The organism is Paludisphaera rhizosphaerae, from assembly GCF_011065895.1.
GTDB classification, from domain to species: domain Bacteria; phylum Planctomycetota; class Planctomycetia; order Isosphaerales; family Isosphaeraceae; genus Paludisphaera; species Paludisphaera rhizosphaerae.
The window spans coordinates 25,253-50,567 of record NZ_JAALCR010000019.1; the positions used below are offsets into that span (position 1 = coordinate 25,253).

Annotated in this window: 19 protein-coding genes and 1 pseudogene; 14 read left to right on the top strand and 6 right to left on the bottom strand. The window is 66.6% G+C overall.

What is annotated here, in order from left to right:
* Positions 1-44 precede the first annotated feature (44 nt).
* Positions 45-1,892: an efflux RND transporter periplasmic adaptor subunit gene (locus G5C50_RS22230; protein ID WP_165073087.1), complete on the top strand. Its 1,848-nt coding sequence runs from the start codon at positions 45-47 to the stop codon at positions 1,890-1,892.
* A 732-nt stretch (positions 1,893-2,624) separates the two neighbouring features.
* Here G5C50_RS22230 and G5C50_RS22235 read toward each other — a convergent pair.
* Positions 2,625-3,332, bottom strand: coding sequence for a hypothetical protein (locus G5C50_RS22235; RefSeq protein ID WP_165073089.1), 708 nt, complete (start codon positions 3,330-3,332; stop codon positions 2,625-2,627).
* Between the two features lie 9 nt (positions 3,333-3,341).
* Positions 3,342-3,683: pseudogene (locus G5C50_RS33300) on the bottom strand (HNH endonuclease); the annotation flags it as partial.
* A gap of 97 nt (positions 3,684-3,780) precedes the next feature.
* Here G5C50_RS33300 and G5C50_RS22240 point away from each other — a divergent pair.
* The 3 genes from G5C50_RS22240 (at position 3,781) to cheB (ending at position 11,026) form a co-directional block, all read left to right on the top strand.
* Complete coding sequence (locus G5C50_RS22240; protein WP_165073091.1) at positions 3,781-4,365, top strand: YdeI/OmpD-associated family protein; 585 nt, start codon at positions 3,781-3,783, stop codon at positions 4,363-4,365.
* Between the two features lie 682 nt (positions 4,366-5,047).
* Positions 5,048-8,761, top strand: a complete 3,714-nt coding sequence (locus G5C50_RS22245; protein WP_165073093.1) for a beta strand repeat-containing protein — start codon at positions 5,048-5,050, stop codon at positions 8,759-8,761.
* 1,221 nt (positions 8,762-9,982) lie between these two features.
* A complete protein-coding gene (gene cheB, locus G5C50_RS22250) occupies positions 9,983-11,026 on the top strand; it encodes a chemotaxis-specific protein-glutamate methyltransferase CheB (protein WP_165073095.1) in 1,044 nt (347 codons plus the stop codon).
* Between the two features lie 95 nt (positions 11,027-11,121).
* Here the strand turns inward: cheB and G5C50_RS22255 are convergent, their stop codons facing one another.
* On the bottom strand, positions 11,122-11,784 hold the full coding sequence (locus G5C50_RS22255; protein ID WP_165073097.1) for a PEP-CTERM sorting domain-containing protein: 663 nt from the start codon (positions 11,782-11,784) through the stop codon (positions 11,122-11,124).
* Positions 11,785-12,375: 591 nt separating this feature from the next.
* On the opposite strand from G5C50_RS22255, the gene G5C50_RS33110 reads away from it, so the two are divergent.
* Together G5C50_RS33110 and G5C50_RS22265 are read left to right on the top strand one after the other, a co-directional pair.
* The gene (locus G5C50_RS33110; protein ID WP_165073099.1) at positions 12,376-13,578 is read left to right on the top strand and encodes a fused response regulator/phosphatase; all 1,203 of its coding nucleotides are present in this window, start codon (positions 12,376-12,378) and stop codon (positions 13,576-13,578) included.
* A 142-nt stretch (positions 13,579-13,720) separates the two neighbouring features.
* Complete coding sequence (locus G5C50_RS22265; RefSeq protein WP_206107803.1) at positions 13,721-14,323, top strand: transposase; 603 nt, start codon at positions 13,721-13,723, stop codon at positions 14,321-14,323.
* 15 nt (positions 14,324-14,338) lie between these two features.
* Here the strand turns inward: G5C50_RS22265 and G5C50_RS22270 are convergent, their stop codons facing one another.
* Positions 14,339-15,343 carry an apolipoprotein A1/A4/E family protein gene (locus G5C50_RS22270; protein WP_165073102.1) on the bottom strand — a complete coding sequence of 335 codons (1,005 nt, stop codon included), beginning with the start codon at positions 15,341-15,343 and terminating at the stop codon, positions 14,339-14,341.
* Positions 15,344-15,491: 148 nt separating this feature from the next.
* On the bottom strand, positions 15,492-16,319 hold the full coding sequence (trpC, locus tag G5C50_RS22275; RefSeq protein ID WP_165073104.1) for an indole-3-glycerol phosphate synthase TrpC: 828 nt from the start codon (positions 16,317-16,319) through the stop codon (positions 15,492-15,494).
* A gap of 349 nt (positions 16,320-16,668) precedes the next feature.
* On the opposite strand from trpC, the gene G5C50_RS22280 reads away from it, so the two are divergent.
* Both G5C50_RS22280 and G5C50_RS22285 read left to right on the top strand, forming a co-directional pair.
* On the top strand, positions 16,669-18,012 hold the full coding sequence (locus G5C50_RS22280; RefSeq protein WP_165073106.1) for a protein kinase domain-containing protein: 1,344 nt from the start codon (positions 16,669-16,671) through the stop codon (positions 18,010-18,012).
* Between the two features lie 225 nt (positions 18,013-18,237).
* Complete coding sequence (locus tag G5C50_RS22285) at positions 18,238-19,164, top strand: response regulator (protein WP_165073108.1); 927 nt, start codon at positions 18,238-18,240, stop codon at positions 19,162-19,164.
* Between the two features lie 292 nt (positions 19,165-19,456).
* Here G5C50_RS22285 and G5C50_RS22290 read toward each other — a convergent pair whose 3' ends face one another.
* Positions 19,457-19,969, bottom strand: a complete 513-nt coding sequence (locus tag G5C50_RS22290) for a hypothetical protein (protein WP_165073110.1) — start codon at positions 19,967-19,969, stop codon at positions 19,457-19,459.
* A gap of 240 nt (positions 19,970-20,209) precedes the next feature.
* Here G5C50_RS22290 and fdhD point away from each other — a divergent pair, with 240 nt between their 5' ends.
* The 6 genes from fdhD (at position 20,210) to G5C50_RS22320 (ending at position 25,310) form a co-directional block, all read left to right on the top strand.
* Positions 20,210-21,073 (top strand): formate dehydrogenase accessory sulfurtransferase FdhD, encoded by an 864-nt coding sequence (gene fdhD / locus G5C50_RS22295; RefSeq protein ID WP_165073112.1) that lies wholly within the window; start codon positions 20,210-20,212, stop codon positions 21,071-21,073.
* A gap of 40 nt (positions 21,074-21,113) precedes the next feature.
* Positions 21,114-23,498, top strand: a complete 2,385-nt coding sequence (locus G5C50_RS22300) for an FdhF/YdeP family oxidoreductase (RefSeq protein ID WP_165073114.1) — start codon at positions 21,114-21,116, stop codon at positions 23,496-23,498.
* Positions 23,499-23,636: 138 nt separating this feature from the next.
* Positions 23,637-23,996, top strand: a complete 360-nt coding sequence (locus G5C50_RS22305; RefSeq protein ID WP_165073116.1) for a hypothetical protein — start codon at positions 23,637-23,639, stop codon at positions 23,994-23,996.
* Between the two features lie 34 nt (positions 23,997-24,030).
* Positions 24,031-24,462: a type II TA system antitoxin MqsA family protein gene (locus G5C50_RS22310; protein WP_255487509.1), complete on the top strand. Its 432-nt coding sequence runs from the start codon at positions 24,031-24,033 to the stop codon at positions 24,460-24,462.
* Positions 24,463-24,493: 31 nt separating this feature from the next.
* Positions 24,494-24,958: a hypothetical protein gene (locus G5C50_RS22315; RefSeq protein ID WP_165073119.1), complete on the top strand. Its 465-nt coding sequence runs from the start codon at positions 24,494-24,496 to the stop codon at positions 24,956-24,958.
* A 142-nt stretch (positions 24,959-25,100) separates the two neighbouring features.
* Positions 25,101-25,310, top strand: a complete 210-nt coding sequence (locus tag G5C50_RS22320) for a hypothetical protein (RefSeq protein ID WP_165073121.1) — start codon at positions 25,101-25,103, stop codon at positions 25,308-25,310.
* Positions 25,311-25,315 lie beyond the last annotated feature (5 nt).

Here is a 25,315-nt window from a genome sequence, read left to right on the forward strand (position 1 = left end):
CCCCTCAAATAGGGTGGTGACACGCGGCCGGGAGCGTCGGGAATATGCCGGACAAACAACCTGGGCGAGTCCTCAAGGACATCGAATCGCTGTTCGGCGGGGGGATCGTCGCGGGGAAGGACGACGATCAGCTCCTGGAGCGGTTCGCGTCGCGACGCGACGAGGCGGCTTTCGACGCCATCGTGGCGGCGCACGGCCCGATGGTCCTGGCCGTCTGCCGACGCGTCCTGGCCAACCCCAGCGACGTCGAGGACGCCTTCCAGGCGACGTTCCTGGTCCTGGCCCGCAAGGCTCGCTCGATCCGCGCGGGGACGAGCCTGGGCGGATGGCTTCGCCGGGTGGCGCACCGGGTCGCGGTCGAGGTGAACCGAGACGCGATCCGGCGTCGGGTCCGCGAGGCGACGGCCGCGGCCTTGTCGTCCGCCGATCGCCACGGCCACGTCCCGGACGACTTCCGGCCGGCCCTCCACGAGGAGATCGGCCGCCTCCCTGAGAGGCTCCGCCGGCCCGTCGTCCTCTGCTATCTGGAGGGGATGACGCAGGAGGACGCCGCCGCCGAACTCCGTTGGAGCGGCGCGACGCTGCGACGGCGGCTGGCCGCGGCCCGGGAGCGGCTTCGCTCGCGGCTGGAACGCCGGGGGCTCTCGCCGTCGTCGTCGCCCCTCGCAGCGCCGCTCGCCGACCACGTCACGACGGTCGTACCGCAGGCCTTGGCGAGGGCCACCACCAGGGCCGCTTCCGCTCTCATCCTGGGAAGAACCGCCACCGCCCCCGTCGCGCTGATGCTCAGCCGGCGCGTGCTGAGGATCCTGCTCATGACGCAGCTCAAGGCCATCGCCAAGATCGTCCCGACGAGCGTCGCCGCCGCCTGCTTCGCCACGGGGCTCGTCGCGGCCCTGCACGGCGGGGCCGACGCCCCGGGGATCAAGCGGGCGCAAGCCGCCGCCCGAAACCTCACGGTCGCCGAGGTCCGGTCGAAGGCCGTCACACTCACCCAGTCTTTCGCCTGCCAGATTCATGCCAATCGGCACATCGGTTTCCGCTCCCTGGAGGATGGAGACCTCCGCGAGATTCGGGTCAAGGAGGGACAGAAGGTGAAGCAGGGCGAGCTGATGTTCAAGCTCGACCCGGCCCCCTTCCAGGCTCGCTTGGACACGGCGTCGGCCGACGTCAAGCTGGCGCAGGCGGAGTTGGACAAGGTCAAAAAGCTGTTCGAGAACAAGGCGGCCGCCGAGGCCGAGGTTCGGACTTCCGAGACGAAGCTGGCCGAGGCCGAAGCCAGGGAGAAGTCGGCGAAGGCCGACCTGGAATACACCGATTTGAAGGCGCCGTTCGAGGGCGTCATCGGGCGACTCGATCGCGAGAAGTTAGGCCCCGTTCGTGAGGGCGAGCCCCTCACAACCCTGACCGACAACACCGTGATGTGGGTCTATTTCAATCTGCCTGAAGAACTCTATCGCCAATACATGGCCGACCGGGATCGGAATCGACTGAAACCTTCCTTCGAGCTGATGCCGGCTGGCGAGAAGAAGTTTCCCCAGGCCGGCAAGCTCGGCGCGATCGAGCCCGAGGCCGCCAAGAAGACCGGGCCCATCGCGTTCCGCGTCGATTTCCCGAACCCGGACGGCACCCTGCATCACGGCCAGACCGGCACGATCCTTTACAGCCGGGTGGAGGACGACGCGATCGTCGTGCCCCGGCGAGCGACCCTCGAAGTCTCGGGCAAGCGGTATGTCTACGTCGTGGCCAAGGACGGCGTCGCGCATCGCCGCGAGATCACCGTCCGGGCCGAGGTGGACGACCTGTTCGTCATCAAGGATGGAGTCGCCGTGGGCGAAAGCATCGTCGTGGACGGGGTCAAACAGGTCCATGATGGAGAGAAGGTGAAGTGAGGTCGGCCGATGTCACCGGCTTTGCCGGTGGTGCCGACGCTGAAGCGATCCGTCGACGCGCCATCGTCACAAGATCGAACGACATGGCTCCTCCCCTGCCCCAACTCAAGCTCGATCTCCTGCAGGCGATCGACGACCCGCGATCGAACGCCCCGCGCCTGACCTACGCCGGCTGACCGACCGAGAACGGCCATGAACTGCTGACCCGGTTCATGAAATGGTATAGACGTCTCGTAGACCGCCGGCCTTATCAAGTCGGCCTCGGCGATCCGCTCGACATCGAAGCCGGCGGCGCGGACGTCGCGGATCGCGGACAGGATCGCGGTTACGGCGGACTCGGCTTCGCGGCCGAAGATGACGCTGAGGCGGCATTCGCTGACGCCGGTCGTCCCGTCGTCGCAGCCGGCTTCCGGGAACCTCCCCACCATCTCGTCCGTCAGGTCCTCCTTGTCCCAGGCGCTGCGAAGGACCAGCGTGAATTCGTAGGTGTTCATGAGATTCCACCTGCCGGGCCGAGGTCCTGCTCCCTTCCGGTGTGCGTGCAGCGGTCGACGTGCTTGCAGATTTCCCGAGCGTGCCTGAACGAGTCGCGCGGTGTGGAATAGATCGCAACCCGACAACCGTCGCGTTCCTCGTGGGAGTAGTCTGGTAGGGTGGACACCGCCCACCAACCACGAGTCGTTATTCGACCGTATATTCAACCACCGAGGTCTTAATGCCGAGGAACCGCTTTCAAGCGGGTAGGGACACGCCGGTACTCGCCTTGAATTCGTCGTTGTCGATGACCTCGCCACTCTCGTTGGTCATCTCCGCCGTGAACACGAACTCCTTTTCAAGCCCCGTGTCACGCATGTTTATGTGGATCCAGTTGGGGAAGGACCATCCGGCCTGCTCGGTGAGGTCTGGAACCGGGAGGATGACCTCCTTGCCGATCCTGGTAAGCTCGCCCGGGACTGGTGGCATAGGAAACACGAAGGACAAGTGCGGCAGCACGAGTTCTACAACGAACCTCGGACAGGGGATTCCTGACCGCCTCTGATGCCAAAGGCGGATGGTGGGGTGTCTGGCGGCTGTAAAACTTGTGGCGATGTTCCCCATGGCGAAGCCGCCGATAATTCCTTCCATGGTCGCTTGTTTCTCGATCAGCCAACGACGGACATGGCCGTATCGAAATAGCTCTCCTGGAGGAAGGATCGAGAAGCCAATCTTCACCAGTGCTCGATAAACCTCAAGCCACTTGAAGGGCTCTGCGCGGAGATGATACGAATGCTTCCCGAGTTCTTCATCCCTTTGAACGTTCCCCGAGCCAGCCTTATCGAGGATGACGAAGCAGCCTTTGCCCCGATTGAACCAGATCTGGGTGGCCTTGTCTTTCGACTTGAACTTAGGCGACCCTTGCTTACCCCTAATCCCGAGGAAGGATCGCATCGGGAGCGTCATTCGGGCAAGATGGTCCTCGAAACTGGCGCTAAAGGCCTGGTTGCACTTGTCGCACTCGTCGAAGGAGAGCAGGTATCGACTGCCCAGGCATTCCGGTATGGCATGTGACCTGTGTGAGAATTTGACGTCTGGCCGCGAGCGAAGGCAGTACCGGCAAACGCGTCCGGACGAAGGTATAGGTCGTGAATTCGTCCGTTTCGACAGGTCGATGCTCAGGACCGCCCTGTAGTTCAGCTTGAGGATCAAGCTATGGTGGGCTTGCTGAATGTCTTCTGGCGTCACGATGAGACGTCGCGACCGATGCGCGCGAGCCTGGGCTTCAAATTGAACCTGCTCGTGAGTCGGAATCACGGGTGTCTCCTCATCGGCTTGGGGTTCTCCTTCATTTTACACCAAGACGGGGTCTAGGAGACGTAGGTTCACTGCATTGGAATCGCCGGAGGCCGCCATGGACCCTATCTTCTTCGAGACCCCCGCCGCCTTCCGGGCATGGCTCGCGGAGCACCACGCCACGGCTGACTTCCTCTGGGTCGGCTTTCACAGGAAGGGCTCCCAAAGGGACGGCATCACCTGGCCCGAGTCCGTGGACGAGGCGTTGTGCTTCGGCTGGATCGACGGCGTCCGCAAGACCATCGACGCCCAGAGCTACATGATCCGTTTCACGCGACGGAAATCGGGCAGCGTCTGGAGCAACGTAAACGTGAGCCGGGTCCAGGCCCTGGATGAACTCGGGAGGATGCGGCCCGAAGGGCTCGCCGCATTCCAGGCCCGTAAGGAAGCCCGGTCGGGCATCTACTCTCACGAGCAGAAGGACGTCGACCTGCCCGAGCCCTACCAGGGGCTCCTGCGGGAGAATGCGGCGGCCTTCGGATTCCTCGAGCGCCAGGCGCCCTCGTACCGGAAGGCCGCCCTCTGGTGGGTGGCCGGCGCCAAGAAGGAAGAGACCAGGCGCAGGCGGTTCGACTCGCTGATCGAGCATTCAGCCTGGGGCGAAAAACTGCCGCACCTCCTGTGGAAGAAGGCCTCGGACTGAAGTGAGAGTTTGTTGGTACGGAGCGACCGACGAGGTCCATCAAAGGCCGGTCCCGCGCCGGTGGGAGAGACGGGCAAGTCAGTGTCAGGTCGAACGCCACGAAGGTGAGACGCAGACACCTTGAGAATCGTGCCCTGCGAGCGATTCTCCCGAAGGCGACCCTTCTGCTCTCGAAGCTGTTTTTCCGGAAAACCCGGGGATTAACACAGCCAAGCGATTCCCCGCCTCAGAGGCGGTCTTGTCGCAACGACTGAATACCAAAGATTTGTGGCTTGGCTTCGTGGCTTTCAGGAGCGACCTCTTACCCCTTCATCCTCGGCCCCGTCATCGCCGCCTCAACCGGCCGGTCGTGGGAGTTTCCCGAGATTTCCGCTGGGGGCGATCGGGTGGCAGGACGCCCCGATCGGCGGTCAGGAGTCCGCACGGCATTTGCCCGCGACTCGCACGGGCCATGGACCGTCTGACCCGCCGTCCGTGACCTCGCCGATCGGGCGGATCCGCGATCGCGAGGCCCGACCGTGGACGCTCGCTCGATCATTCGGCGGGAAGTTCACGTCTCCGCCGGGTGTGTCCTATGTTGGCTAGAGTCGGCCGCGGAACCGCGCCTGCCGAGAACCGCCGCGACTTTCACCCCAGATCTCCGCGCGTACCGACGCGCTTCTCCGAACGAGGATCGACCCTGATGTGGCGCATCGGCACGTTCGTCGACCAGTGGTTGCTGTCCGGCCGATCGATCCGGCTCGTCTCGAAGCGTAGGCCGCCGAGGCGCGCGCCGATCGGCAAGCGGCCCGAGCTGGAGGCGGTCGAAGCGCGAATCCTCCTTAGCGCGGCGGATGTCGCGATGATCCGGGCGACGCCGTTCGAAGTCCATCGACTCGCGAAGTCTTCGGTCCAGATCACCGAGGTCCACGGCGTCATGATCGGAAACCGTCGGGCCGTGCTGATGGCGACGCTCACATCGAACGGCGGACCTCTGGTCGGTCAGACGGTCGCTTTCCGGCTCGGTGATCGCATCGTCGGCCGGGCGAAGACCGACTCCCACGGTGTGGCGACGCTGACGAACGTCCAGTTCGGTCGCCTGAAGTTCAACAATTCTCTCGCCAATACGGTCGTCGCCGTCTTCAGGGGGAACGCCAACCTGAGGCCGGCCGTCCGACGCGGGGCGCTGACGATCGGTCAGGCGACCTCGACCCTGGCCGACGTGACGGGGACCGGCGTCTACGGGGGGACGGCGACGTTCTCGACCACCCTCAGCTCCAACGGCGCGGCGGTCTCCGGCAAGGTGGTCAGCTTCGTGCTCGACGGGAGGACCGTCGGCGCAGCCACGACCGACGCGAAGGGCGTGGCGACCCTTTCCGGCGTCGGCCTTGCCGGCCTGGACGCCGGGACCTACGGCATCACGGCCAGGTTCGCCGGTGACGCTGATTCCCCCCAGGCGATCGCCTCCGGCTCGCTGACGATCGCCAAGGCCGCCGCATCGATCACCCTGGGCGGCCTGTCGCGGACATACCAGGGGGCCGGCGAGGTCACGGCCACGACCTTACCGGCCGGGCTGCCGATCTCCCTCTCCTACACCGACGCCAGCGGCAACGCGGTCGCCCGGCCGGTGGGGGTGGGCGCCTATACCGTCACGGCGACGATCACCGACAAGAACTACAGCGGCACGGCCGTCGGCACATTGGTCGTCTCGCCCGCGGTGCTGAGCGTCTCCGGCGTCGTCGCCATGAACAAGACGTATGACGGAACGACCGCGGCGACGATCGACGCCGGGCATGCCGTGCTCGCGGGCCTGGCCGCGGGCGACTCGGTCGCGATCGACGCGTCGCACGTCGTGGCTAGCTTCGACGGCGCGGGCGTCGGCGTGAATCGGCCCGTCGCGATCACCGGCCTGATGCTGACCGGCCCTGACGCGAGCAACTACGTCCTCTCGAATGCGGCGACCACCGCCCTCGCCTCCATCACGCCGAAGGCCCTGACCGTCTCGGGGATCACGGCGAATGGCAAGGTCTACGACGGCACGACCGCCGCGGCTATCGACGCGAGCGGCGCGAGCCTCACCGGCGTGGTCGCGGGCGATTCCGTGGCCCTTGCCGGCCATGACGCCGTCGGATTCTTCTCCTCGAAGTCGGCGGGCGTGAACAAGACGGTGGTGATCGCCGGCCTCTCCCTCTCGGGCTCCGACGCGAGCAATTACACCATCGGCACGCCCACGGCGACCGCGACGATCGCGCCGAAGGCGCTGGCCGTCGCCGGGATCACGGCCCAGGACAAGGTCTACGACGGCGCGACCGCCGCAACGCTCGACACAACCGGCGCGAGCCTCACCGGCGTGATCGCGGGCGACTCGGTGGGGATCGACGACTCCGCCTCGATCGGAAGCTTCGCTGACAAGAACGTCGGCGGGGCCAAGACGGTGGTGATCGACGGCCTGGTCCTTACCGGGGCCGACGCCGGCAACTACGTCCCGGTCTCCACGTCGGCGACCAGCGCGAGCATCACGCCGAAGGCCCTGACCGTCTCGGGGATCACGGCGTCTGACAAGGTGTATGACGGCACGACGGCCGCCATGTTCGACGCCTCGGCCGCCTCGCTCAACGGCATGGTCGCGGGCGACGTCGTGACGATTGACGCCTCGGGCGTCTCCGCCGCGTTCGCCGACAAGAACGTCGGCAACGGCAAGGCGGTCACGGTCGCCGGCCTGGCCCTCAACGGAGTCGCCGCGAGCAACTACACCATCACGGCCCCCTCCATCACCGCCAGCATCACGCCCAGGGCGCTCGGCGTCACCGGCGTCACGGCGTACTCGAAGGTCTATAACGGCACCACGAACGCGACCTACTTCACGAATATGCCGCATGTGACCGGCGCAGTCGGCGGGGACAGCGTGACCCTCACGGGCCTGGGGGCCGCCTCGTTCGCCGATAAGAACGTCGGCAACGGCAAGGCGATCACGTTCGCCACCCCGAGCATCGGCGGGTTGGACGCGGGCAACTACACGTTCCATCCGACGATCACGGGCAACATCACGCCGGCCGAGATCACCGTCTCGGGGATCACTGCGAGTAACAAGGTCTACGACGGCACGACCGACGCTGACCTGGACCTCGGCGGCGTGTCCTACACCGGCGTCGTCGTCGGCGACGATGTGACGATCGACGATTCTTCGGCCGTCGGCCGATTCGACGACAAGAACGTCGGCGCCGGCAAGGCCGTCTCCATCGACGGGCTGACCAAGGTCGGGGCCGACGCCGGCAACTACATCTTCCAGTTCTCGCCAGGGGTCACGGCCGACGTCACGCCGAAGACCGTACACGCCAACGGTTTCACCGCGACGAATCGGGCCTACAACGGCGCCGTCGGCGTCGCGGTCGGGGCCGGGACGATCTCCCTCGACGCGAGCGACGTCGTCGTGGGCGACCAGGTCTCCTTCGATGCCTCGACGGCGGGCTCCGGCGTCGGCGTGATGGCCGACGCGAACGCCGGCGCCGGCAAGACCGTGACGATCACCGGCCTTGGACTGACCGGGGCCGACGCCGGCAACTACACGATCGTCGCGAGCACGACCGTCGACATCGCCAGGGCGACGCTCACGCTCTCGGGCGTGACGGCGAGCAAGGTTTACGACGGCACGACCGCCGCGACGCTCGACACGGACGGCGCATCGCTCTCGGGCGTGATCGGCTCGGATGATGTGATGCTGGACGCCTCGACGGCGACCGGCTCGTTCGCCGACAAGAACGTCGGCGCCGGCAAGGCGCTCACGGTCGCCGGCTTCAATCTGTCTGGCGCCGACGCGGCAAACTATACGCTCGCCGTCTCGCCGCTCATGGGAAGCATCGAATCGAGGGTGCTGCACATCGACGGCTTCACCGCGACCGACCGGACTTACGACGGAACGAGCGCCGTCAGCGTGGAGGCCGATGGGATCGGCTTCGAAATGGGTGACCTCGTTGTCGGCGACGACGTCTCCCTCGACGCCTCGTCGCTCAGCTCCATCGTCGGCGCGATGGCCAACAAGAACGCAGGCAGTAACAAGACGGTAACGATCACCGGCCTGGCAATCACCGGCGCGGACGCGGGCAACTATACCATCGTGGCAACGACCCTCGTGAACATTTCCAAGGCGACCCTCACGGTCACGGGGATCCCGAACCTCACCAAGAACTACGACGGCAACCAGTATTTCGTCTCGATCAACACGTCTGGCGCGTCGCTCAATGGGATCATCGGCGGCGACAGCGTCATGCTCAATACGTCGGGAGTGTTCGGCGTCTCCACCTCGGCGAACGTCGGCACCTGGAACGTGTTTATCAACGGTTTGGCGCTCGGCGGCATGGATGCGGGAAATTACAACTTCGGCACCGTCATCGTGAGCGGCACAATCGTCGGCCCGTGAGCCCGAGCCTCGATCGCGACGGCCCGGACGTGAGGATTCGCGGGCGGGCCGTCGCTGCAACGCCGGCGCGAGACCGTGGAGGAGCTTGTCGAGCCCCCGAGCGTCGCCTAGGTGACGATCCCTCACGCCGGCCGACCGGTGGGCGAACCGGCCCGCCGGCCGTACGAGTATCTTCGCGATGGCACGGCCGAGGTCCTGGCTTTGTTCCGTCCGGCCGACGGGTCGGTCCGGATTGAGGGTGCGTGGACGCGAGCGGTACCGCCTCGGCGGCTCCGGGGCCTATGCCCGCGGGCCTCCGCGCAGGGGCGGAAGCCGAAGTTTTGGCCACGCCCGAGCCAAGTGACCCACGAACGCCGCCAAATGAATAGTCGACAGCCTGGACGTCTCGGCGGCGATCCGCCTTCGGCCCTCCCCGATCCTTGGACGGATGATCGGCTCCATCGCTGTCACCTCGGTTCTCCGCTCCTCTGGACTACCGCCTCCTGGCAAAACCAAGTGCGGCTGTCCCGGGCGTTGGCCAGGGCTCAAACCGTGCCGAAGTAAGAAACCTGGGGAGCTGAGGGCTGATGGTTCTGATTCGAGTGGATGCGCGAGGGTGATCGGCGACGTTTCTCCGCCAGAAATCGGCGGTCGGAGGCCATCCTATGAATTAGAGAGGCCGAAGGTCTCTTGCGTGGCGATCGTCTGGAGGGCGGTCGACCAGCCGAAGGTGATCGAGAAAGGCGACGGAAAATGGCCGAACGAAGCCAATGCCGAGGGCCTGTGTTTCGATTCAAGTGTTCTGTGGTAATGAGTTTGCGTTGTTGTTGCGGTGCCTCTCTGGCTCGCGAGCGAACCCAATCAGAGCTGTCAGGTCGCGCAGCGGGGCGCGAGGGAAAGAGCATTTGGGGACGCGGGGGCGTCCCGGCGAAGGGTCGGCGGCTCGACCAGGAGCACGTGGTAGGAAGCCTGGCGAAAGTGGGCGAACGAAGCCACCGTCGCGAGCTGGATAGCGCGCGTAAGGCACGTTCAGGACGATGGTTGCGATTTTCGGAGAGCGATCGTGCGGGGGGCGAGCGAACCCAAACAGAGCCAAACGCGGGAGCGGTCTCGCCGGTCAGCGGGGTGGATGTGGCGGTGGATATCGGCGGTTTTCCCGCGTATCCGGGGATAGACGGGTCGCGTAGAATGAGGTACGTCTTCGAAGGCGAGGCACGCTCATGTCGTCCGGGGCCTCCATTCATGCGGATAGGGATCGTCAACGATTCGGTGATGGCGCGCGAGGCGCTTCGACGCGTCGTGACGTCGGCCGAGGGGCTGCAGGTGGCCTGGACGGCCCGCGACGGCGCTGAGGGGGTGGACATGGTTCGGGCCGACATGCCCGACCTCGTCCTGATGGACCTCTTCATGCCCAAGATGGACGGCGTCGACTCCACCCGGCGGATCATGAAGGAGACCCCCTGTCCCATCCTGGTGGTCACCGCCACGGTCAGTGGGCAGATCGACAAGGTCTATCAGGCCATGGGCTTCGGCGCGCTCGACGCCGTCGACACGCCCGTCCTGGGCGCCTGTGGCAACTGCTCGGGCGGGGCCGACCTTCTCAAGAAGATCCACACGATCGGCAAGCTGGTCGGCAAGTATCAGCCGAAGTGCCCGGCCTGGACGCCCCCGCTCGCACCGCCGCCGGGACAGGGGCTTGAGCCGCTCGTCGTGATTGGGGCCTCGACCGGGGGCCCGTTCGCGGTGGCGGAGGTCCTCAAGGGGCTCCCCCGCGACTGGTCGGTCGCCACGGTGATCGTCCAGCACGTCGACGCCTTCTTCGTCGCCGGCCTGGCGGACTGGCTTCGCGACCACTCCGGGCGCCGCGTTCAGCTCGTCGCCGACGGCCACAGGCCGGCCCCGGGCGACTTCCTGCTGGCCGCCACGGGGGACCACCTCGTGATGGACCCGGACGGTCGGCTTCGCTACTCGGCGGAGCCGAAGTCCGCCTGTTATCGGCCCTCGGTCGACGTCTTCTTCCAGAGCGTCGCCCGGAACCGCCCCGGCCCCGGCGCAGCGGCCCTGTTGACCGGGATGGGTCGCGACGGCGCCGAGGGGCTGCTCGCCCTGAAGCGTCGGGGGTGGCGGACCGTCGCCCAGGACGAGGCCTCGTCGGTCGTCTGGGGGATGCCCCGCGCGGCCTTTGAGATCGGCGCCGCTGAGATCGTCGCCCCGCTCGACGAGGTGGCGGACGCTCTCGTTCAGGGGCTCGCCGCCGCTCGCGCGGGGGTCTCCGTCGCCAAGTGATCGGGCCTTCGAAGCGACTCGGCCCTCGCCGGCCCCGGGCCTTTCGACCCGGAGCCTGCGAAGGCCTGTGAGGGTTTACGACGATGCCGACCCGATCAGCGGACTCGGCGGCGGAGGCGACGGCCGGCCGCCAGGCCGACCACGCCCAGTCCCAGCATGGCGATCGAGGCCGGCTCGGGGACCGCGTTGTAGGAGCCGACCAGGCCGTCGACGATCAGGCCGGTGGAGGTGTAGTTGAAGTTGCTCGTCTCAAAGGTCAGCGTGTTGGCGCCGAGCTGGAAGTACGCCGAACTCGTGATCGCAAACGATGCGAACGTGCCGAACTGCAGCAGGCCCGTGCTCAGACCCAGGGAATGACCGTTCAAAAGGACGTCCGTGATCCGATCGTCCGACGCATACTTGCCGGAGATCGAGACCGTGGAGAGGTCCGCGTTCGCCCCAATCGTGAAGGTCGTCGTGTAGTCGTAGGACGACGCGCTGCCGATCGTGGAGTACGCCGGGGAGATCCACTGGGCGGTCGACGTGTTGGGCACCCACGCCGGCGACCAGCTCGGCACGTAGATCGTGTACGGTCCGCCTCCCGCCGAGACCGTGTAATGGGGGTCGTCCGCAAAGGTCGGCAGCAGGTTGTGGGAGGCGTTCACGCCCGTGTTGAACAGGTCGGCGATCGCGATGCTCCCCGCCGCGAGGGATTCCGAGGGGGCCGTCGCCAGAGCGAGGCCGAGGGCCAGGGTCGGGATGGTCTTGGACAGCTTCATCGATGCTCACCTCTTCTGTCAGGGTCGTCCGGCTCATCCCCTGAGAGGGCGTCTCGGGCGGGCCGCCGACACGAGCCGGCGGCCGAAGGGGTTTGTGCTGCGGGCTTCGCCGTTAGGCCGCCCGACGCGCCATCCAACTGCCCGCCGCGTGGGCCCGACGCGGAGGGCTCGACTCCTAAAAACGGCTTAACATTTCAGGACGCCTCTGTTCCGACAGGTCGTCCTTTCGCCGTCGTCCGGATTATTTAGGAGGGCCTAGGTGGTGGGAAGGTCGACCGGACGATCGTTGAGCCGAATCAACGGGGAGGGACCTGCGCGTCGGTTGGCCGCCTCAATGAGGTTGGAGGGCGTGGGCCGTTGGGAACGTCGGCTCTTCACGCGTCGATTCGAGGCGTCGTCGCGAGGTTCCTGGGCGACGGACGCTGGGGCTGAGTTTCGCCGCCGGCGGTTGCGGAACCTGCGCACGGCTCTGTACAGTGGGGTTCGCCCGGCGGCGTTCGGCCGGGTCCGCGTCGCGCGGCCGGAAAACGATCGGTCTGATCAGGTCGCAGGAAACCAGAGCGGCCCCCGCGCGGGGGTTCGGAAGGGTTTATGAGCACCGACGCCCATTTCACCGAGCACAAGATCACCGTCCTCCTGATCGACGATCAGGCGATGATCGGCGAGGCCGTGCGGCGGATGCTCGCCGGCGAGTCCGACATCGAGTTCCACGCCTGCCGAGACGCCACCATCGCGCTCGACGAGGCGCTCCGGATCAAGCCCACGGTCATCCTTCAGGACCTGGTCATGCCCGACGTCGACGGCCTGACCCTGGTCAAGAACTTCCGCGCCCGGGAAGAGACCCACGACGTGCCGATGATCGTGCTCTCCACCAAGGAGGAGCCGGCCGTCAAGGCGGAGGCCTTCGCCCTGGGCGCCAACGACTACGTCGTCAAGCTCCCCGACCGCCTGGAGCTGATCGCCCGGATCCGCTACCACTCGCGGGGGTACATCGCCCTTCTTCAGAGGAACGAAGCTTACAAGGCCCTGGAAGAGAGCCAGAAGCGGCTCGCCGCCGAGGTCCGCCAGGCCGAGCGCTACGTCTACTCGCTCTTGCCCGACAAGCTGAAGAAGGGGGAGATCCTGACCGACTGGCGGTTCGTCCCCTCGGCCGAGTTGGGGGGGGACTCGTTCGGCTATCACTGGCTGGACGACGACCACTTCGCCTTCTACCTGCTGGACGTCAGCGGCCACGGCGTCGGCGCGGCGTTGCTCTCGGTCTCGGCGATGAACGCGCTGCGGTCGCAGGCCCTGCCGAACGCCGACTTCCGCAACCCCAGCCAGGTCCTCTTCGCGCTCAACAACGCCTTCCAGATGGACCAGCAGAACGGGCTCTACTTCACGATCTGGTACGGCGTCTTCCACAAGCCGACGCGGACCGTCCACTACGCGGGGGGCGGCCACCCGCCGGCCATCCTCATCGACGGCCCCTCGCGCGACGACGTCAAGCTGACGATGCTGGAGTCGAGCGGCCCGATGATCGGCGCGATGACCGACATGGAGTACGCCTCGGCCGAGGCGACCCTGGGCGCCTTCGCCAAGATCTACCTCTTCAGCGACGGCGCCTACGAGATCGAGAAGGCCGACGGCGTCCTCTGGCCCTTCTCCGAGTTCATCGCCTTCATGGGCAAAGGCCCCTTCGACGACCCGGCCGCCCCCAAGATGGACGCCCTCGTCGCCCACGACCGCGACCTCATGGGCCAGGACGACTTCGCCGACGACCTGTCGATGGTCGAGCTGACGTTTCTACCGTGAGACTCGCCGGCCGGGTTCGGTTCGTCGAGGGCGTGCCATGACGTATGATCCGGCCAGGCATCACCGACGGTCGATCCGCCTGAAGGAGGCCGACTACGCGGCGAGCGGTTCGTACTTCGTAACGATCTGCGTCCAGGATCAGGTGGACCTGTTCGGCGAGGTGGTCGACGGAGAAATGCGGCTCAACGCCGCAGGGGCCATGGTTGCGGAAACGTGGCGGGCGCTAGCCCAGAGGTTCCCGCGGGTGGCGCCCGATACATTCATCGTGATGCCGAACCATTTCCACGGGATCTTGTTCCTGGGCGGCGGCGATCCGGATTCCGACGGCGATTCGGCATCGGTAGGGGCACCCCTTGTGGGTGCCCGAATTCCGGATGCGCCAACCACGCCGGGATCGAAATCCGACGCCGATCGGGCGCCCACAAGGGGCGCCCCTACAGCCGCCCGAATTCCGGACGTCCCAACGTCGAAAAGAATCGCGGTGGGGGACGTGGTGGGGGCTTTCAAATCCTTGACGACGCTCGAATACACGCGCGGCGTCAAGGCTTTGGGCTGGGCTCGTTTCCGCGGCTCGCTTTGGCAACGGAACTATTTCGAGCACATCATCCGTGACGAGGAACCCCTGGCGGCGATTCGCGGCTACATCCTCGACAATCCGCGCCGCTGGACCTCCGACCGGGAAAACCACGACACATCGCGGGAGGAACCGAAGGCCCCGGCGTGGGTCGCCGGGGTCTCGGGCTGATCGCGGGTGAGCGGATCAGTCGTCGTCCTTGTCCTTCTTCTTTTCGGACTTCAGGTCCCCCAGCGATTCGAGGAGCCTGTCCAGCTTGGCCTCGAGGGCGTCGAGGCGTCGGTCGGCGTCGGTGGTGGGGGCGGCTTTCGTCTCAGGCTCGGGGGTGGGAGCAGGAGCGGGCTGGGCTTCGGGGGCCGGGGTCGGCCGGGGGCCGGGGCCTCGCATCATGCCGGGGCCTCGCATGCCCGGGCCGCCGGGACCGGGGCCAGGGCCGATGCGGTCGCGGAGGGGCATCGGGCGGCGGGGGCCGCGATCGCGGCTGTCGCGCTCGGACTGCTGGAGGTTGCGCTGGGCTTCGCGGAGCTGCTCCTGAAGCTCGCGGACGTGCTGGCGGGCCTTGGAGACGTCGGGGTCGTCGGCTTCGGGCTTGGTCTCTTCGGCTTCGGGCTTGAGCTTCTCGTTCAGCTCTTCCTTGGCCTTGTCGAGACCCTCGCGGAGGCGTTCGCGTTCGACGTCGTAGCGCTTGCGGAAGGCGTCGCGGGCTTCGCGGCGGGACTTGTCGAGACCTTCGCGCAGCTCTTCCTGGGCCTCGCGGAAGGCGTCGCGGGCCTCACGGTCGATCGGACCGCCTTCCTGGAAGGCGCGGTGCAGCTCGTCGCGGGCCTGTTCGAGGGCCGCCTTGAGGTCGTCGGACGAGACGTCTTCCTGTTCCAGGGCCTGGCCGACGGCCTTGGCGGCCTGGCCCAGCGCCTTGCGGATCTGGTCGGCGACCGGCTCAGCGCGACGGCCCAGGCGATCAGCGAGGTCCTGGAGGTCCTTCGCCAACTCGTCGGCGGCCTTTTCGGCGTCCTTCTCATCGACGTTGGGGGCCGGAGGGGGATCGGAGGGAGCCGGGGGCTCGGGACGCTCGCGAGGAGGGGCCTCTTGAGCGACCGCGGCGGCGATGGCCGGGCCCAGCAGAACAGCCAGGCCGAGCAGGCCGGCTCCGCTGGCCGTCATCATTGCCGCGAACGTCGAACGGGCGTACATGGTCGTCTTCTCCTGGGTGTCCAACCGTTGGGGAGCGGGGCCGACCGCTTCGGGGCGCGGAGACCCCTTCATCCGTTGTAGTGCATTCGCCAGGGCGTTTCCCTTATTATCGTCGGATTCCGCGGCGAGGGCGCGCACGACCCGTCGTTCAGGAGGCCGTTTCCGGGGCCAGGCCCATCAGCCGCTCGACGGCCAGCCCGACGTCGGGCGAGCGCATCAGCGATTCGCCGACGAGAATGGCGTGCACGCCGGCCTTCTCCAACTGGGCGACCTGGGCGTGCGAGTGGATGCCGCTCTCGCTGACGAGGAGCACGTCGTCGGGGATCTGGTCGCGGACCCGCATGGTTCGCTCCAGGTCGGTGGTGAAGGTGTGGAGGTCGCGGTTGTTGACCCCGATCAGATCCGCGCCGGCGGCCAGCACGCGGGGAAGGTTGGCCGGGTCGTGGAACTCCACCAATGCGGCCATGCCCAGCCCTCGGGCCCGCTCCAGAAGCGCGGCCATCGTGGCGTCGTCGAGGATCTCGGCGATCAAGAGGATCGCGTCGGCCCCAGCGACGCGGGCCTCGACCACCTGGTACTCGTCGATCAGGAAGTCCTTGCGCAAGAGCGGGATGGCCGTCGCGGCGCGGATCCGGGCCAGGTAGGACAGGTGGCCCTGGAAATAGGGGACGTCCGTCAACACGCTCATGCAGGCGGCGCCGTGGTCCTGGTAGGCGCGGGCGATCGCCACCGGCTCGAAGTCCTCGCGGATCACCTTCACCGACGGACTGGCCTTCTTGACCTCGGCGATCAGCGAGATCGCCCCCCGACCGTCGAGCGCGGCGCGGAAGTCGCGGACCGGAGGGGCCTCGGCGGCCTGGGCCTCAAGCTCCTCCAACGGCATGCGAAGGCGGTCGCGCGCCACCTCCCGGCGCTTCGATTGGACGATTTCGGTGAGGATGCTCGGGGGCTTCGGTCCGTTTGGATTTTCAGACATCGATCGCGTTCCGATTCGAGAATCCGTCGTTGCGATGAAAAGCGACCGCGTCGAAATGGGCAAGACGCGGGCGTGAGGGGAAGCCTGACGGTCCTGCGGAGGATTCTACAAGAAAGTTCGACTTGACGTCTTGCACAGTCGGAGAAGGCCCCGCTAAAGTCGGCTGAATCATCAGAAGACGCGAGATCAGGGCGCTTTCCTTTCCTCAAAAGTCGTCGGCTCAGTGACGGCAGGCCAGCTTAGTCGATCGCGAGGGTTCCAGCAAACAGGGATGTGATCGGGACGTCGGGCCGGGGGGCCGCCATCGCGCGGAGAGGCCTCGGGCCGAGGGCGAGATAAGGAGATCAAGATGACCACCATCGCGCATTGCCCCAACCCCTCCTGCGGACGTATCAACCACCTGGGGGACGACTCCCTGGGTCGGATCTTCCGATGCCCGCGGTGTCGGACCAAGCTCCGTCCGGTCGAGCCCTGCGTCGGCTCGGGGTCGGACTCAGGATGGACGGCGGCCGCGTCGCCCCGGTTCGGTTCCGCCAGGTCGGCGGCGAAGGGGTTTGGGGTTGGCTCCGGCTCCGGCGGGGTGGCCGTGCTGGCTCCTCCCAACTCGGCCCGATCGGCTGCGGCGATGACGGATAGCGGCGAGTTCCGCGCCGCCGCGTTCGGTCCCGGCGACTGGGACGAGCCGTGGGACCATCTGGTTGAGGAAGCCTCGGGCTTCGGATTCGCCTGGAACGAAAGTTCATACACCGTCCCCGCTTTGGGTCCGGCGGACGCCTCGCGCACAGGGGTTCTGGCGGCGATTCGCCCGGAACGGATTCCCGGCGTCGAGGGGGGCGAGCGCGGGCTGGGGCGGTTCCGAATCATGGGCCTGCTGGGCGAGGGCCGCCACGCCACGGTCTACCGCGCGTTCGACCCGACCCTGGAACGACAGGTCGCCCTCAAGCTGCTGCGTGACGAGGCCCCGCGGTCGTCGCGGGCTCAGGAGCGGTTCCTGGGAGAGGCCCGCGCCCTGGCCCGGCTGAAGCATCCCGGCATCGTCTCGATCTTCGAGGCCGGCCGCGACGGCGACCGGCTCTACCTGGCTCTCGACCTGATCGAGGGCCGCAGCCTGGACGTGGTGCTCGCCGAGGGTCGGCCGGCCCCCCGTCGCGCCGCGGAGATCGTGGCCGACCTGGCCGAGGCCCTGGCGTACGCCCACGGTCTGGGGATCGTTCATCGCGACGTCAAGCCGGCGAACGTCCGGATCGACGCCCGGGGCGGCGTCCACCTGATGGACTTCGGCATCGCCTACCGCCCGGATTCGCCCGACCCGGCCGCGGCCGACGCCCTCGACGTGATCATCGGCACGCCGGCGTACCTCGCCCCCGAACAGGTGGGCGAAGGCCGAGGCGAGGTCCTCCCGGCCAGCGACCAGTACAGCCTGGGCGCCTTGCTGTTCGAGCTGCTTTGCGGCCGGCCGCCGTTCGAGGGCGGTCCCGCGGCGGTCATGGCCCAGGCCGCCGCCGCCGTCGAGCCCCCCTGCCCCTCGACCGTGGACCCGCGCGTGCCGCGTCCCCTGGCCGAGGTTTGCCGCAGGGCGACCGCCCGTCGGCCCGAACACCGATACGCCTCGTGCCAGGACTTCGCCGACGACCTTCGCCGCTGGCTCCGCGGCGAACGCCCTCAAGGCCGTCGCCGCGCCTGGTTTTCCTGAAATCGTCGTTGCATGACGGGCGTTGCGACGGCCGTTCGGCCGGTTCGCAGCCCCCGGGAGTTGCGCGGTCGGGCTCCGATCTGGGAGTCCGGCGGCGGACCTGGATACAATCCGTAAGGAAAAAGTTGCCGGACCAGCCTCCATCGTCGATGTTTCTGGCAAGGAGGATGCATCGCTATGCTGACCGTAAAGGGTCGGCCGGTATCCATGGATCAGGATGCGAAGTTGCCCCGACTCCTGATCGTTGACGATTCTGATTTCGAACGCGGTTTCATCGCCCGCTTGCTCGCCGGATTCGAGGGCCTGACCGTTGAATTCGCCTCCAGCGGCGCCGAAGCGCTGGAGGTCGTTCAAGCCGACGCCCCGGATCTGATTTTGACCGATCTGGTTATGCCCGGGGTCGATGGTCTGGAGTTGGTCCGTCGGATTCGAGGGCCCCATCCCGGTCTGCCCATCATTCTGATGACCGCTTTTGGGGGCGAGGACGAAGCCGTTGCCGCTCTTCGCGCCGGAGCCGCGGACTATCTGACCAAGTCCCGTCTGGAGAAAGACCTCGTGCCCACGTTGCGTCGCGCCCTGGACGCATTCCGCGTCGATCGCCGTCGCCAGGGCTTGAACCGTCGCCTTCGGTCGCGAACGTCCGAGTACGAGCTGGGCTGCGAACCCGACCTCGTCTGGACCCTCGGCCACGTCCTGGTCGAGGAGGTCGCCGCCCTCGGCTTGCTCGAACATCCCGAGCGCATTCGGCTGCACGTCGCCTTGCAAGAAGCTCTGGCCAACGCGCTCTACCACGGCAACCTGGAGTTGGACTCCGAACTCCGGCAGGAGGACGAGACCGTCTTTTACCTGCTGGGAGAGACCCGGCGGGTGCAGGAGCCCTATCGATCGCGCCGGCTTCGCGTAAAGGCGGCGCTCGACCATCATTCCGCCGTCTTCGTCATCGCCGACGACGGGCCCGGCTTCGACCACGGCCGCCTGACTCGCCCCGTCGCGGACGAGGACCTCGCCCGCATCGGCGGCCGGGGTCTGCTGCTGATGCGGACGTTCATGGACGAGGTGAAATACAACGCCCGGGGGAACGTCGTCACCCTGGTCAAACGGCTGGGGCCTCGGCCGGCGCATGACGAGGCGAGCCGTACCGGCGGATCCTAGAGCGCCGACCGCTTGAATTGCACACGGCGGAGGAGAAAGGGGACTGGCTCCCGGCGCGAACGCCTCGGCCCTTGGTATCGACCTGGCGGCCGGGTGCCTGTCCCCTTTCTCCGGGCATCCCCGAGGCCGCTTCGGAGTCAAGGGGGACAGGCACCTCCGCTGCGCTGCGGAGCCAGTCCCCCTTGACTCCTCCGCTCCGTGTGCAACCCGATCGTTCGTTGCTCTAGATAGGTGATAGGTCCCCTCTCCCGACGGGAGAAGGGACCTGAGGGTTGCCGGCTCCCGGGGTCGGTCAGGCCGGCAACGAATCGTCGGCCTGAGGTTCGATCTCGGCGGCGGCGACGGTGAGTTCGGCCGGGGCGTCGGCTTCGATGAAGTCGTTGAAGGGCTCTTCGATGGCTTCGTGGAGCTTCTGCTTGGTCGGGTCGCCCATGGCTTCGGGCCAGATGTAGAAGCCGCCCTTCCACGACGGGGGGATCTCCCAGGTGCCCCAGATCCCCTTGCCTTCGTTATAACCCTGGTAGGCGACGTCGTGCTTGCCGATGAACCGTTTGGTCCACCAGCACTTGCCGTCCTCGACCTGATACTTGCCTCGGATGATGAAGTCGCCGATCATGTCGCGGCCTTCGCCGGTGATGACGCCGCGTTTGAAGGTCAGGCGCAGCTCCATCCCGTGCTTGCCGGGGGGGAGTTCAGCCTGGAGGAAATAGCCGACCCAGGGCCCGGAAGGGAACCGCGAGTCGGTCTCCAGTTCGAGGTCGTTTTCGTCCGGCGTCGGCTTCCGGGTGCGGGGGTCGCTGCTCATGATCGGGGCATCCTCGTTGCGTGCAAGGCAAGGCCGGGCGAATCGTGCTCGGGGCGTAGCGCCCACCTCCGTCCGTGCAAGGTTCGGGCCGTAAGGGGGCGTCGCGGGGGAGTCGGCCGGGGGACGGTTGCCCCGACGTCGTCCGCGTCCCTATCATTTTAGTCGGTCGTACACCCGCGATAAGGTGCGATCCCGACGGATCGCGCGGGATTTCCACGGCCTCGGTTTGGCGGGCCGGCGATGCACGAGCCGACGGGCGTCCACCTCCCCGACGTCAACGTCCCTCACCCCGCGCGGGCGGTGGCGAGGGTTAGCGTGCGCGTGCGGGGGACTTCGGGCGCAGACGACCACTACGACTGGGTGGCCGTCGAGGAGCCGCTGGAGATCCGAGTCGCCGGCCCCGACCAGGAGCCGGTGAGCGTCGCCGTGACGATGCGGACGCCCGGCAGCGACGTTGAACTCGCCGTCGGCTTCCTCTACACCGAGGGGCTCATCGACCGGGACGACCGGATCTCAACCTCCGACGCACCCGCGCCGTGGCACTCGCAGGTCGTCTCGATCGCACTGGCGCGGCCGTTCGACGGCTCGGCCCTGAAGCGGAACTTCTTCGCCTCGTCCAGTTGCGGCGTCTGCGGCAAGGCGACGCTCGACCAGGCGTTCATTCGTTGCGGCGCCGTCGCGCCGGGGCCGGTCGTGCGGGCCTCGACGCTCGCCGGTCTGCCCGACGCCCTTCGCCCCGCCCAGCGCGGGTTCGACCGGACCGGGGGCCTGCACGCCGCCGGCCTGTTCGACGCCGACGGCCGCCTGCTGGCCGTCCGCGAGGATGTGGGACGGCACAACGCCGTCGACAAGATCGTCGGCCGGGCGTTTCTCGACGGCGGGCTGCCGCTGTCGGACCGGATTCTGCTGGCCTCTGGTCGCGCGGGGTTCGAGATCCTGCAAAAGGCGGCCGTCGCCGGCGTGCCGATCGTCTGCGCCGTGTCGGCTCCGTCGAGCCTGGCGGTGGAGACGGCCGACCGACTGGGGATCACCCTGGTCGGCTTCCTCCGCGGCGACCGATTCAATATTTATACAAACCCCGGGCGCATCGACGTCGGGGCCTGAGCCGAGCGAGCCTCTCCAATTTCGACGACGGGAGACGATCATGGCCGAACACGAAGCGACGTCGCCGGAAGCGACTGAGGCTGTCAACGAGGACGCATCCTCGACTTCGGAGCCTGCGTCCCCCTCCTCCTCTTCGCCCTTGCCCGTCGAACTGGCGACGGTGGACGTTCAGCCTTACCACCACGCGGCGGCGGGGTTCGGCGCGATCGTCAACTCGATGAAGAAGGCGCTCCCGCAGATGGGGCCGCTGCGGTCGGCCGACATGTTCCTGAAGATCAACCAGGTGAAGGGCTTCGACTGCCCAAGCTGCGCCTGGACGGAGTCGGGGTCGGACCGTCGCGAGACGTTCGAGTTCTGCGAGAACGGCGTCAAGGCGGTCTCGGCTGAGGCGACGGTCTGGCGGGTCCGCCCGGCCTTCTTCCGGAAGTGGTCGGTGCCGCAGCTTCGGGAGCACGACGACCACTGGCTGGAGAACCAGGGCCGCTTGACGCAGCCGATGCACCTCGCCTCAGGGGCCGACCATTACGAGCCGATCTCGTGGGAGGACGCCTTCGCTCTGATCGGTCGCGAACTGAAGGGGCTGGGGTCGCCGAACGAGGCGGTCTTCTACACTTCGGGCCGCACCAGCAACGAGGCCGCGTTCCTGTACCAGTTGTTCGCCCGCCTGTTCGGCACCAACAACCTGCCGGACTGCTCGAACATGTGCCACGAGTCGACGAGCTTTGGGCTCCAGGAGCAGCTTGGGGTCGGCAAGGGGATGGTGACGCTCGACGATTTCGAGCTGGCCGACGCCATGTTCCTCTTCGGTCACAATCCGGGGACGAACCACCCTCGGATGCTGACGACCCTCGCCAACGCCGCCGAACGCGGCTGCAAGATCGTGGCCGTCAACCCCCTGCGCGAGCGTGGGCTGGAGCGGTTCGCGCACCCGCAGCACCCCATCGACATGCTCAAGGGAGGCCGGTCGATCGCCTCGATGTACATCCCGGTGCGGATCGGCGGCGACCTCGCGCTGTTGAAGGGGATCATGAAGGAGATTGTCGACGCCGAGCGTCGGAATCCCGGCCAGGTGCTCGACCTGCCGTTCATCCGCGACCACACGTCGGGCTTCGACGAGTTCGCCGCCGACCTGGACGCGACCTCGTGGGACGCGATCGTCGCATCCTCGGGCGTCGGCCGCGAGATGATCCGCGCGGCGGCCGACGTGTACGCGAAGGCCGACCGCGTGATCGCCTGCTGGGGGATGGGGATCACCCAGCATCGCTGGGGCGTGGCGAACGTCCAGGCGATCGGCGACCTGCTTCTGCTCCGGGGCAACATCGGCCGCCCGGGTGCGGGGGCCTGTCCGGTCCGGGGGCACAGCAACGTACAGGGCGATCGGACGATGGGGATCTTTGAGCGTCCCTCGGCCGGGTTCCTGGACCGGCTTGGCAAGGTCTTCGGCTTCGAGCCTCCGCGCGAGCACGGTTACAGCGTGGTCGAGGCGATCAAGGCGATGCACGAGGGGAAGGTCGGCGTCTTCTTCGCGATGGGGGGGAACTTCGCGGTCGCGTCGCCCGACACCGCCTACACGGCCGAGGCCCTCTCGCGATGCCGGCTGACGGTCTCCGTGGCCACCAAGCTGAATCGAGGCCATCTGACGGTCGGCCGCGAGGCCCTGATCCTCCCCTGTCTCGGCCGCACCGAGCTGGACGTGCAGGCGTCCGGCACTCAGTTCGTCACGGTGGAGGATTCGATGTCGGTGATCCACGCCTCGCACGGGAGCCTGAAGCCGGGCTCGCCGATGCTCCGGAGCGAGCCGTGGATCGTCACTCGCCTGGCCATGGCGGCGCTAGGGGCGTCGTCGCCCGTCGACTGGGAATCGCTGGCCGACGACTACGACCGGATCCGCGACCTGATCGAAAAGACGGTCCCCGGCTTCCACGAGTATAACGAGCGCGTCCGTCATCCCGGCGGCTTCACGCTGGTCAACCCGGCGGCGGAGCGACGGTTCGTCACGGCGACGGGCAAGGCCCGGTTCATGGCCCATCCAATCCCGGCCGACCCCTGCGGCCCCGGCCGCCTGCTGCTGGCGACGATCCGCAGCCACGACCAGTTCAACACCACGATCTACGGCTACGACGACCGCTATCGAGGCGTCTACAACACGCGCCGAATCGTCTTCATGAACGCCCGCGACGTCGACCGCCTGGGCCTGGTCGACCGCCAGGTCGTCGACATCCTCGGCGAACACAAGGGCGAGACCCGCGTCTGCCCCCGGTTCATCGTCGTCGCCCACGACGTCCCCGAAGGCTCCTGCGCCGCCTACTACCCCGAGACCAACCCCCTCGTCCCCCTCGACGACGTCGACGCCCGCAGCCTGACCCCCTCGTCCAAGTCGGTCGTCGTCCGCATCGTGGCGACACGGCATGGGAAGAGCGTTTGAGCGAGGCTTTTATGTTCTGTAAGTCGTTTTCATTCATCGATTTGCCGCTGGTTTATTGGGCGTGTTGACTTACAGCAAGTTCGTGCCTATCCTAATTGATGTGACGAGTTTCGAACCGTCGAGGAAGGCCCTGTCTGTATGCTGAGCCCTGAAGAGCATGCTCTCGTCTGCAAGTCAATATGTGCAGGCATCAGCAACTGCTTCTTTTGGGATGAAGGGGCGGCCCTTCGAGTCAGGAACGATCCCGACCTCAAGGGGCTGACTCCGAGATTTATCCGGGAAGCGGTCCGCGATTATGTTCGCGAAACCGGCGATCACGTCGTCGTCGAGGTCGTTGAGACTCGCGAACGTTGGCGGGACGATTTCAAATTTTACTACAAAGTTATATTGCCCGTGGATGAGTTCCTGTACGGGATCTTCGTTGAGATGAGGCTGACGGATAACGATCCGGACGTACCAATGGTGCTGATCGTCAACGCCCATCCCCAGCGCAAATGAGGGCTAGTTTATGTCTTCCGCGCTTCGACGATGTATGAACTGCCGCGAACGCCAGATGCGTCGTACGACGATTGATCGTTACGAGACGACTGTTGATCACGACGGCCGGAGTTACTCGTTGACATTGAAGGATTTCGAGGTCCTTCAGTGTGCGAACTGCGGCGCGATCGCCCTCGACGACTCGGCCGATGATCGGATCAGCGCGGCGCTTCGCGAGGCGGCCGGCCTCCTTCAACCAGCCGAGATCGTCGAGAACCGTAAGCGCCTTGGGCTCACCCAGAAGCAACTGGCCTATCATCTTCGGATCGCCGAATCGACGCTTTCCCGCTGGGAAACGGGGGGCCAAATCCAGCAGCGCGCGATGGACGCCTTGCTGAGGGTCTTCTTTGAGAGCCCCCACGCGCGTTCGATCCTGGGAGCGTCGGAACGATCCGAGCCACTTCAAGTCGCCGTCGCCGACGATTGATCGGCTTCCCGTTGTTCAACGAGTTCGGCGCATGCTGCCCCCACCAGGCCTATTGAGCGTGAACTATCTCGCCTTCGCCCGCCAGGTCCGTGAACTCCACCGCCTGGAAGTCGCCGGCCTGGGCGATTCCGCAGAGGCCGACGCCGTTCGCGAGGCTTCCGACGCCCCCTGGTACGCACTCACCAAGGACGAGAAGGATCGGGCGGGCTGCCTTTCGGGCGACCTGTATTCCATCTCCGACCCCGTCCCTGACAGGAGGGCGGTCGGCCCGCTGTTCGAGGCGCGTCTGACCGTCGTCAACGAAGCCTGCGGACGTGGCGACTGGGACGGTGTGCTGGCCCTCTTGAGGGATTGGGAATCAGACTTCCCTCCGCACATGCTGGCTCATCTGCGCGGAACAGCCTGGCAGGGTCTGGGCGATGTGGAGTCGGCTGCCCTGTTCTTCGAACACGCGCGGCGTCTGCGAGAAGCGGCCGGCGATGATCGATCCGCATGAAAGCTCGATCCGAGACGGTCGCTTCGATCCCGTTCATGGCATCGATTCTGCATTTGGAGATTAGCGCCCTTTCATTGGGCGGGCGGGCCGATCAGGAGGCCCGTCCTTCTCTCCACCTCTCCAACAAAGGAGTGCGGAAATCATGGCGGAATCGACCAAGCATTCGGGCGTCGAGGCTCATCAGCTGGCGGCGGCGCATCACCATGCGGCGGCGCATCATCATGAGCAGGCGGCGCATCACCATGCCCACGGCGAGCACGAGCACGCCAAGAAGCATGCGACGACGGCCCACGAGCACAGCGAGCATAGCCACAAGCATTCGAAGACCGCGCACGGTCATTCTCATAAATGATTGAA

Coding starts and splice junctions, on each gene's coding strand:
- G5C50_RS22305 (WP_165073116.1), top strand. CDS start 23,637: ATGCTGAGCCCTGAAGAGCATGCTCTCGTCTGCAAGTCAATATGTGCA.
- G5C50_RS22310 (WP_255487509.1), top strand. CDS start 24,031: ATGAACTGCCGCGAACGCCAGATGCGTCGTACGACGATTGATCGTTAC.
- G5C50_RS22300 (WP_165073114.1), top strand. CDS start 21,114: ATGGCCGAACACGAAGCGACGTCGCCGGAAGCGACTGAGGCTGTCAAC.
- G5C50_RS22235 (WP_165073089.1), bottom strand. CDS start 3,332: ATGACGCTCCCGATGCGATCCTTCCTCGGGATTAGGGGTAAGCAAGGG.
- G5C50_RS22315 (WP_165073119.1), top strand. CDS start 24,494: ATGCTGCCCCCACCAGGCCTATTGAGCGTGAACTATCTCGCCTTCGCC.
- G5C50_RS22270 (WP_165073102.1), bottom strand. CDS start 15,343: ATGTACGCCCGTTCGACGTTCGCGGCAATGATGACGGCCAGCGGAGCC.
- G5C50_RS22280 (WP_165073106.1), top strand. CDS start 16,669: ATGACCACCATCGCGCATTGCCCCAACCCCTCCTGCGGACGTATCAAC.
- G5C50_RS22255 (WP_165073097.1), bottom strand. CDS start 11,784: ATGAAGCTGTCCAAGACCATCCCGACCCTGGCCCTCGGCCTCGCTCTG.
- G5C50_RS22320 (WP_165073121.1), top strand. CDS start 25,101: ATGGCGGAATCGACCAAGCATTCGGGCGTCGAGGCTCATCAGCTGGCG.
- trpC (WP_165073104.1), bottom strand. CDS start 16,319: ATGTCTGAAAATCCAAACGGACCGAAGCCCCCGAGCATCCTCACCGAA.
- fdhD (WP_165073112.1), top strand. CDS start 20,210: ATGCACGAGCCGACGGGCGTCCACCTCCCCGACGTCAACGTCCCTCAC.
- G5C50_RS22240 (WP_165073091.1), top strand. CDS start 3,781: ATGGACCCTATCTTCTTCGAGACCCCCGCCGCCTTCCGGGCATGGCTC.
- G5C50_RS22230 (WP_165073087.1), top strand. CDS start 45: ATGCCGGACAAACAACCTGGGCGAGTCCTCAAGGACATCGAATCGCTG.
- G5C50_RS22290 (WP_165073110.1), bottom strand. CDS start 19,969: ATGAGCAGCGACCCCCGCACCCGGAAGCCGACGCCGGACGAAAACGAC.
- cheB (WP_165073095.1), top strand. CDS start 9,983: ATGCGGATAGGGATCGTCAACGATTCGGTGATGGCGCGCGAGGCGCTT.
- G5C50_RS33110 (WP_165073099.1), top strand. CDS start 12,376: ATGAGCACCGACGCCCATTTCACCGAGCACAAGATCACCGTCCTCCTG.
- G5C50_RS22245 (WP_165073093.1), top strand. CDS start 5,048: ATGTGGCGCATCGGCACGTTCGTCGACCAGTGGTTGCTGTCCGGCCGA.